Here is a 9,259-nt window from a genome sequence, read left to right as displayed (position 1 = left end):
GGTTCCTGTTGGTCGTGGTCAGCGTGAGCTGATCATCGGTGACCGTCAGACGGGTAAGACCGCTCTGGCCATCGATGCGATCATCAACCAGAAAGGTACCGGTATAAAGTGTGTCTACGTAGCGATTGGCCAGAAGCAGTCTTCTATCGCCAACGTGGTACGCAAACTGGAAGAGCACGGTGCAATGGAACATACCATTGTAGTGGCTGCGGGTGCTTCCGATCCGGCATCCATGCAGTTTCTGGCTCCTTTTGCCGGTTGCTCAATGGGTGAATATTTCCGCGATCTGGGTGAAGATGCCCTGATTGTTTATGATGATCTGACCAAACAGGCTTGGGCCTATCGTCAAATCTCCCTGTTGCTGCGTCGTCCACCGGGTCGTGAAGCTTACCCGGGTGACGTATTTTATCTGCACTCCCGTCTGCTGGAGCGTGCTTCCCGTGTAAACGCAGAGCACGTTGAAAAGCTGACCGATGGTAAAGTGAAGGGCCAGACCGGTTCCCTGACGGCTCTGCCTATCATTGAGACTCAGGCAGGTGACGTATCGGCATTCGTACCGACCAACGTAATCTCTATCACCGACGGTCAGATCTTCCTGGAAACCGATCTGTTCAATGCGGGCATCCGTCCTGCGATGAATGCCGGTATTTCTGTATCCCGTGTGGGCGGTGCTGCTCAGACCAAGATCATCAAGAAACTGGGCGGTGGTATCCGTCTGGCTCTGGCTCAGTATCGAGAACTGCAGGCATTTGCTCAGTTTGCTTCTGACCTCGATGAAGCGACCCGTAAGCAGCTTGAGCACGGTCAGCGTGTTACTGAACTGATGAAGCAGAAACAGTATGCGCCAATGTCTGTTGCTGACATGGGTGTTGTCATCTATGCCGCTGAAAAAGGCTACCTGGAAGGCGTTGAGTTAAATAAGATCCTGGACTTTGAAGCTGCCCTGCTGAGCTTTGTAAACTCTGAATTCGGTGAGCTGATGGCTCGCATCAATGAATCTGGGGATTACAACGGTGAAATTGAAGAGGGTATCAAAGCGGCTATTGAGAAGTTCAAGGCCACCCAGTCCTGGTAACAGGCTCATGGCTGACGGCTGCCTTGGTAGCCGTTAAAGGTAGCTGAGGAAACACAATGGCAGGCGCAAAAGAGATCCGGACGCAGATATCGTCCATAAAAGGTACGCAGAAGATCACCAGCGCTATGGAAATGGTGGCGGCGAGTAAGATGCGAAAAGCTCAGGAGCGGAGAGAAACCAGCCGCCCTTACGCTGAACGTATCCGTCATGTCGTCGGGCATGTTGCTCATGCCAATGCCGAGTACAAGCACACCTTCATGACAGAACGTGAGGTGAAGCGTGTTGGTTTTATCATCATTTCCACAGATCGGGGCCTCTGTGGAGGTCTGAACATCAACCTGTTCAAGAAAACCATTGAGAGTATGTCTCAGTGGAAAGAACAGAGTGCTGAAATAGATCTTTGCCTGGTCGGCAGTAAGGCAGTTGGATTTTTCCGTAGTTACGGCGGTAACGTCGTGGCAGCCACAACACACATTGGTGACTCACCCAACATTGCTGATCTGATCGGTGGTGTAAAGGTGATGCTGGACAAGTACGAAAACGGCGAAATCGACCGCTTGTATGTTGTTCACAACCGCTTCGTCAACACCATGACCCAGTCTCCCGAGGTACTGCAGTTATTGCCTCTGGTTCCAGATGAAGATGAGTCGCTGAAAAGACCCTGGGATTATCTTTATGAACCTGATGCCAAACAGTTGCTGGATGGACTGTTGGTCAGGTATATCGAATCCCAGGTATTCCAGGCAGTAGTTGAAAATAACGCCTGTGAGCAGGCCGCTCGAATGATTGCAATGAAGAACGCAACCGATAACGCCGGCAATCTGATCGATGAGCTTCAGTTGGTATACAACAAGGCTCGTCAGGCTGCAATCACACAGGAACTGTCCGAAATCGTCAGTGGCGCTGCAGCGGTTTAAATAGGGCGGCTGTATAAAAGATTAAAGGGTAGAGGAAAGGCTATGAGTAGTGGTCGTATCTTACAAATCATCGGCGCCGTCGTTGACGTCGAATTCCCCAGGGAAAGTGTTCCCAAAGTCTACGATGCTCTGAACGTCGAAGACAAAGATCTGGTACTGGAAGTTCAGCAACAGCTGGGTGACGGTATTGTTCGTACTATCGCCATGGGTTCCACCGAAGGTGTATCCCGTGGTCTGACAGTGACTAGCACTGGTGAGCCGATTCAGGTGCCTGTAGGTACCAAGACTCTGGGTCGTATCATGGACGTTCTGGGTAACCCTATTGATGAAAAGGGACCTATTGGCGAAGAAGAGCGTGCGTCCATCCACCGCAAACCACCCAGCTACGCTGAGCAGTCCGCTTCTAACGAATTGCTGGAAACCGGCATCAAAGTTATCGATCTGGTCTGCCCTTTTGCGAAAGGTGGTAAGGTCGGTCTGTTCGGTGGTGCCGGTGTTGGTAAAACCGTAAACATGATGGAGTTGATCCGTAACATTGCGATCGAGCACTCCGGTTTCTCTGTTTTCGCGGGTGTCGGTGAACGGACTCGTGAGGGCAACGACTTCTATCATGAGATGACCGATTCCAACGTAATCGACAAGGTATCTCTGGTTTACGGTCAGATGAATGAGCCACCGGGAAACCGTCTGCGTGTTGCCCTGACCGGCCTGACTATGGCTGAAAAATTCCGTGACGAAGGTCGTGACGTACTGCTGTTCATCGACAACATCTATCGTTACACCCTGGCGGGTACTGAAGTTTCTGCTCTGCTGGGTCGTATGCCCTCTGCGGTAGGTTACCAGCCAACTCTGGCGGAAGAGATGGGTGTCCTGCAGGAGCGTATTACTTCTACCAAGACCGGTTCCATCACCTCTATCCAGGCCGTATACGTACCAGCGGATGACTTGACTGACCCGTCTCCGGCGACCACCTTCTCGCACCTTGATGCGACAGTCGTTTTGAGTCGTGACATCGCCTCCAAGGGTATCTACCCTGCGATCGACCCTCTGGACTCTACTTCCCGTCAGCTGGATCCTCTGGTCATCGGTCAGGATCACTACGACGTAGCTCGTGGTGTACAGACTGTATTGCAGCGTTATAAAGAGCTGAAAGATATCATTGCGATTCTGGGTATGGATGAACTGTCTGAAACCGACAAACAGACCGTAACCCGTGCTCGTAAGATTGAGCGTTTCCTGTCTCAGCCGTTCTTTGTCGCGGAAGTTTTCACCGGCGCGCCTGGTAAGTACGTTTCCCTGAAAGACACCATCAGTGCCTTCAAGGGGATTCTGGCTGGTGAATACGATCACCTGCCTGAACAGGCATTCTATATGGTCGGTGGAATCGACGAAGCGATCGAGAAAGCCAAGTCCATGTAATGTCCGGGGCGCTCTGTTTTTCATGAGCGTCACCCCGCACCGGAAATGGCTCCTGCATTTCCGGTTTAACGTTCATTCGTGAACATAAGAGGAGGTGACACAAATGGCGATCACGGTTCACTGTGACATCGTTAGCGCCGAGGAGGAGATCTTCTCCGGACTGGTAGAGATGGTTATTGCTACCGGTTCTCTGGGTGATTTGGGTATTGCCCCCGGACACGCGCCTCTGCTGACTGATCTGAACCCGGGACCAATCCGCCTGATCACTCAGGGTGGTGAAGAAGAAGTGTTCTACATCTCAGGTGGATTTCTGGAAGTGCAGCCTAATCAGGTTAAGGTTCTGGCTGACACGGCCCTGCGTGCAGACGATATGGATGAGCTTGCTGCTGAAGAAGCCAAGAAACTGGCTGAACAGGAGCTGACTAATCAGAGCGGAGAGTTTGATTACTCCCGTGCGGCAACCCAGTTGGCTGAAGCTGCTGCCCAGCTCCGTACTCTGCAGGCCATTCGCAAGAAGCTTGGTAAATAAGCAACTTGCGTCTTATAAAAAAAACCCGGTTGATTCCGGGTTTTTTTTGCCTGAAAAAATGAAGTATTTTGTCTTTCTTATTGTGCCATTAAAAATCGGAGCCCGTTGCTCCCTAAGTTATTTTCCAGAGATGGAACATCAGTCAATTCGTCAGCATTAATGTTGTTGGGTTGCCAGGAGAACGGATCTTCGTGATAGGCATAAGTCCAGTGGTTTGTATTGATGAATACTAACATCAACGCATTATCAATATATTGAGGTGTATCGGCAGGGTTAATCTCTTCCGGCTGGCCCTGGTTCCATACGGTCACCTGCAAATCAGGGCTATGGTTGAATTGCGGGTGTATTACAACAACTCTTCTGCCGAATGCCAGAGAAGCGAAGGCAGCCATGGATATATCCACCCAGCCCTCTGGCCCGTCCGATGATATTTGGGCTAAAAGCTCTGGGGCTAAAGACATAATGCTTTCGGGAACATAGCCCTGATAGCTTGAGGGGGAGGCAAGATAGTTTTGTAACTCACGCCTGACGCTTTCTTCATCGTAATCGGGTAATTGCTGTGCCAGTGCATGGGTAAAACAGTGTCCATCGCCGGGAGTATCGCCCAATGTCAGCTGTTTTTGTTCGAGAAATTCATTGAGTTGCCGGGTATATTCAGACCCATCTGTGGTCTTCGTGTTGAGTGTTTGATGAATAGCTGATAGCCGGTTCGCAATATCTTCACGGGCCAGGTGGTTAAATATGAATTTTCTTTGATAACCGTCTATGTAATGCATATGGGGATGAACCGTTGCGTTGCCAATGCCAATCGCATGAAAGATTGATACCCAGAGTGCGGTGTGCAGGGGAGAGTAGCTATAAGCAGCAATGAAGTTTACGACATCAATCTCACTGTAACCGGGGCGCAGAAAACCAATGCTGAACATCACTTGCAGCATTTTCGAAATGCTCAGGTCGTCCGTGCCAAGGCTGGCAACCCCTTCATTAAGCAACTCAGGTGCTGTTATTGGAGAGTTAACAACAACCTCCTTGATTCCTTCTGGAAGTCTTTCTTTACCCGCGCTGATCATAAAGAATCCCCGGGGTTTTTCGCTGTCATTCCTGCTGCGATGATCGGCGTTGAGACCTGTGAAATCAGGTGTCGATGTAAAAGGGAAGACTTGGTTTTCTGTGCTACGCCCTTGCTGTTGGGCTTGCCCGTTTTTATATTTGTTCGCAGAGTTTTTCAGAGCCGAATAGCTGACTGCACTCAGCATAACAAAATCCTGGGGGTTAAAAGCCAGCTGTGTCTCATTGTGATCGGGTAAAAGTCGGACTAAAGCATAAATACTTGATATGTGCCGGTTGACAAATAGTCTCAGGGCTTTCTCCTGTTCCCGTACAAATTTCCGTTGCCGTTCCAACTCCAGGTCCGGGTCCTGCATCCACCTCTTTGTCCGTCTCCGTTGCAGAAGGATAAGTGGGTCCATGTAAGTTGATTTTATGATTTCAAACACTGCTACCTTTAGTTGAATGACCGAGCTGGATAATTTATGCATTTCCCAGGCAGCCAATTCGGTCTCGGCATTGGCTGGCTTCTGTTTAATAATGTCTAACAGGTCAGCTGTTGTCATATTGTCGAAATGAGTGGTACTGAGTTCTTGTGATAAACGTTCAAAAAGATCAGCCAGGGTGAAATCCTCACCCAGGCCAAGCGCATCGACGAGCCTCCCAACGAAACCTTCTTCCTGATGTGTCAACGCTATCAATTTTTTTTCTGATTCCTGATCGCTACTTTCTGCCTGATCTGACTGCATTGGACCACAAACGGGTGATACCGAATAGGCCAGGAGAAAGTCGCTTGGCGGTTTCGGTACAGAGTCCTCATTGTTAAGGAGCATAAGCCTTATTTGTATAGCCATTGAATAAAGCTCTGACGTATTGTCACGTCTTGAAAAAAAACCGGGCAGCGGATGAATAATGTCTGAATTAAGAAGCTGTATCAGTTTTTCGGGGTATTCAGTGAAGTACTGAAAAAGTAGCCCGGTTATATCTGTTTTATCTTCAACGTCTCTACGATCAACGTAATGCCAGAAAGAAGGAGTGGCGTTGGGATCTTCAGGTTCATATTCAAGCAGGTCGTGAAGGCTTAACACGTTAGAGGCCTGAGTTGCAAAGCGTACGGTCGACTTTTCCAGTTCAAGGTAGTTATACGTTTTTTTATTGTAATCACACCTTGTCAGATCCTCCCTTACGTGAGTGTAAAAATTAAAATTGTCTCTGCATCTCGACCACAGGGCAAAAATATAGGTTGCAGGCAATACGTTTCTAGCTGAATCAGCATCATGGCCGCTTTTAATCTGCAGATAGATATCCAGCAGTTTTTTTCTTACCAGCTGGTAAGAGTGCTTCTGTTCCTCATTTCCTGCCTGAACCGGAGAGGCTGTATACAAAAGAGCGAGTACAAGTGCTTTAAATTGACTTTTTTTTTGATGCAACACTTATTAGTAGAGCTTTTGTTAACGCTGCCCATCAGTTTTTTAATAACCATAGTACCTTAATAGCCTGTTTATGATTTTACTTCAGGTTGCCAATTATAGTTGAACTTTATAAGAATTAATTTTTATTGAATCAGCTTAAAATCTCGTAATTTGAGAACGGGGATGTAAGCTCGGCTTGCAAAGTAAACGCCCTGTGCTAACTTTTCCCCGTCAGGCGTTTTTAGTGATTACTCTACCTGACAGGAAAAGAAAAATACCTTCCGTTTTCTGTTCGTGTTTTTCAAAAATCCGAGGGTTGGGGCAGATTGCCGAACAAGGCGTATCCCGATATTGGGTAAGTGATACATGCGGTCGTGTATGACGGCCTGGTTGTAGGAATTCTCGTTGTTTAGGTCAGGGAGGATCTCAACGTCAAGGAGCTTAAAGTATGAAACGAGTTTTACGGGCTTTACCCGTATCGTTGTTGTCCATTCTCATCACTTACGATGGTATAGTTTTTGCGGTTGAGCAAGGCATCGGATTGCGTACGTACGCGTATTCAGAACAATCAAGAAATAAAAAGCTTTATGAGGCGCTGGCGGCTTCGGGTGTGTTATTTTTTGCAGCAGGTTACATGATCGGGGTTGCTTCCTCGATACAAGTTTTAGGCCACGCGAAAGCAGAGACAAAAAATCCCGATCATTTCCCATTACGTCAGAGTAATGTCAGCGGTAATTTAAGCGAACTGTTGCAAGCCACGTCGGCTCCCCGGGAGTATCAGAAAACAATTATCGATCAATACAATCTAGTTCCATTTAGTATTAGCGAGGATAACTATGTTGATCCAGAGAAAAAGCTGAAGTATCTGTGGGCAGGAGCGACTTTCCTTGATACCAATTCCCTGCACCTTGTTGATAATGCCGACCTCCAACCAGCACTATTTCCATTGAACACAGCCTATGATCCGGCTTATCCCTATGGATCTGCAACCCAATTTTGTATTTCTCCATTGCCGGCACCTTTCACCAAAAAGTTCCGCTGCAATGATCAGCAACTGACCGGGTTCTGTCGAGTCAAGTTTATGTTGAATGGCAAAACCAGTACCTTGGTTGGTATGCTGGCCAATACACCCGATAACGTCAGCGGATGCCTTTTGTCGAGTCGAAAACAAGATTATTTCCTGGAATCTTTGGGGGATGAAACTTTGCTACCCAGAGACATTTTGGTCACTGACAAAAAGTATTATCAGATCAATGTTACTTATGACAAAGTCTCCTACCGATTTCAGGAATCGCCCGGGCAACCAGTAACCTTTGCATCAGAAGTGATGCTGTCTGGAAGCCTGCGTCATGAAAGCTTGTGTAAAAACGACGCCAGCCCCGGAACCGAATGGTACAACGATGGGGCTCATAGCGGTGGGTATGGATGCGCAGGCCTGACAGCCGAAGCAAACCCGGCGGGCGATATATCTCACTTTGTTCCTGTTCGGCAGAAGGCCCATAAAAGCAGACAATCTTCCGTGATATGGCAGAAAGTGCCATCACAAGAGAATAAAGGGGCAATTAAAACTGAAGTTCAGGAATACTTTTGCTCCCCCAGAAAACCGTATAAAGAATTTATTCTGGGCTCACTGGCCGGGGAGGGATCCAATAAATACTGCAGATACATTGGTACTTCAGGAAAAAGTGGCTACGTCGCCACGAATGATGATGGCAGCATCGCTTCTGATTACCTGACTCCTATGGTTGAAGGTAATATTCGCTGGCAGGCTTTTGAGAATGATCTGCCTGATAAGGCTATTATTGCCGGTTATAGCGTTGCAAGTTCAGGCAAAGAAATCAGCAAGGTGCCGGAATATTTTTGCCGTTTTGTGAATAACGGTTTTAAAACCTTCGGAAAGTATTTTAAGAAGGATAAAGTCTGTAAAGCTTCATTTGCAACACCAAGTGGAGACTCCCACGCTTTAGTTGATTCAAAGACCTTTGAAATTCTGGTCAGGGAATAATGAGCTCAATTAAAAGGAGGTTGCAGATGAAATGTTAACCTCCCTTTTGATAATGGGGTTATGGAACGTAGCAGCGATAAACTAGCCTACAACAAATGGCGGGCTACAAGGAATGAAGAGATTAGTTAAACATCTCCATCTACCAAGATCGGTTGATTCCGGTTGATTATCAAATTGCTAAACATTCAATGCCCACGCAATGTAAAATACTTCATAATAATTAGTTTTTATAAATCATTTAAATATTATTGGCCGTCTAAATAAATACTATACTCCTGGCCTTCTTGAGTGTTACGGAGTCTTTATTAATGGATTCTGAACTTAACGCGGTTATTTTACAGGAGTATAAGTATGAGACGAGTTTTAGGGATTTTTCCTGCGGTGCTGTTATCCATTGTTGTCACTCACAACGGAATAACTTTTGCCGGGGAGAATAGTTACGGACAATTTGCACAATCGTATTCAAGACAATTAGAATGTAGTGATTATGTAGCGTTCGCAAGTGCACTGAGTCTGGTCACGATGTGGGCAGTTTGTATAAGCAAGTATATATCAGACGTTAATGCTGAAGGCGACACAGAAGCTGAGAGAGAAAACTCTACGGATTTATCATCAAGTCAAAGTAATATCAGCAGCAATTTTAATACGCGGATGAAGAGAATACCGATTCCCGGGTACGATCAGAAAGCAATGATTGATCATTACAATCTGGCTCCTTTTAATCTCAGTGAGGATAACTATTCCGGCGCTAACAAAAAGCTGAAATATCTTTGGGCAAGGGCGACGTTTCTTAATACTCATCCCCCGCACCTTAATAATGAAGGTGGCCTCCAACCAGCACTATTTCCATTAAAC

7 protein-coding genes are annotated in these 9,259 nt (G+C 47.1%); 6 read left to right on the top strand and 1 reads right to left on the bottom strand.

All coding sequences use genetic code 11. The annotated features are described in order from the left end of the window. The 4 genes from atpA to KDK18_RS09900 all read left to right on the top strand — a co-directional run. Nucleotides 1–1,075: F0F1 ATP synthase subunit alpha (atpA, locus tag KDK18_RS09915; RefSeq protein ID WP_257254741.1), on the top strand; the 1,075-nt coding region annotated here is incomplete at its 5' end. Nucleotides 1,076–1,131: 56 nt separating this feature from the next. After that, a complete protein-coding gene (atpG, locus tag KDK18_RS09910) occupies nucleotides 1,132–1,992 on the top strand; it encodes a F0F1 ATP synthase subunit gamma (RefSeq protein WP_257254740.1) in 861 nt (286 codons plus the stop codon). 42 nt (nucleotides 1,993–2,034) lie between these two features. Next, nucleotides 2,035–3,411, top strand: a complete 1,377-nt coding sequence (gene atpD, locus KDK18_RS09905) for a F0F1 ATP synthase subunit beta (protein ID WP_257254739.1) — start codon at nucleotides 2,035–2,037, stop codon at nucleotides 3,409–3,411. Between the two features lie 103 nt (nucleotides 3,412–3,514). Next, nucleotides 3,515–3,940 carry a F0F1 ATP synthase subunit epsilon gene (locus KDK18_RS09900; RefSeq protein ID WP_062260759.1) on the top strand — a complete coding sequence of 142 codons (426 nt, stop codon included), beginning with the start codon at nucleotides 3,515–3,517 and terminating at the stop codon, nucleotides 3,938–3,940. A 77-nt stretch (nucleotides 3,941–4,017) separates the two neighbouring features. Here KDK18_RS09900 and KDK18_RS09895 read toward each other — a convergent pair whose 3' ends face one another. Further along, nucleotides 4,018–6,417, bottom strand: a complete 2,400-nt coding sequence (locus KDK18_RS09895) for a hypothetical protein (protein WP_257254738.1) — start codon at nucleotides 6,415–6,417, stop codon at nucleotides 4,018–4,020. Nucleotides 6,418–6,847: 430 nt separating this feature from the next. On the opposite strand from KDK18_RS09895, the gene KDK18_RS09890 reads away from it, so the two are divergent. Next, nucleotides 6,848–8,404 carry a hypothetical protein gene (locus KDK18_RS09890; RefSeq protein ID WP_257254737.1) on the top strand — a complete coding sequence of 519 codons (1,557 nt, stop codon included), beginning with the start codon at nucleotides 6,848–6,850 and terminating at the stop codon, nucleotides 8,402–8,404. 351 nt (nucleotides 8,405–8,755) lie between these two features. Further along, nucleotides 8,756–9,259: hypothetical protein (locus tag KDK18_RS09885; RefSeq protein ID WP_257254736.1), on the top strand; the 504-nt coding region annotated here is incomplete at its 3' end.

The sequence above is a fragment of the Endozoicomonas sp. SESOKO3 genome, assembly GCF_024606255.1.
The sequence above is the reverse complement of the archived record's forward strand: the minus strand, read 5'-3'. Positions and strand labels throughout refer to the sequence as shown.

Excerpts from the sequence above, each read along its gene's own strand:
- atpG (WP_257254740.1), top strand. The coding sequence starts at position 1,132 with ATGGCAGGCGCAAAAGAGATCCGGACGCAGATATCGTCCATAAAAGGT.
- atpD (WP_257254739.1), top strand. The coding sequence starts at position 2,035 with ATGAGTAGTGGTCGTATCTTACAAATCATCGGCGCCGTCGTTGACGTC.
- KDK18_RS09900 (WP_062260759.1), top strand. The coding sequence starts at position 3,515 with ATGGCGATCACGGTTCACTGTGACATCGTTAGCGCCGAGGAGGAGATC.
- KDK18_RS09890 (WP_257254737.1), top strand. The coding sequence starts at position 6,848 with ATGAAACGAGTTTTACGGGCTTTACCCGTATCGTTGTTGTCCATTCTC.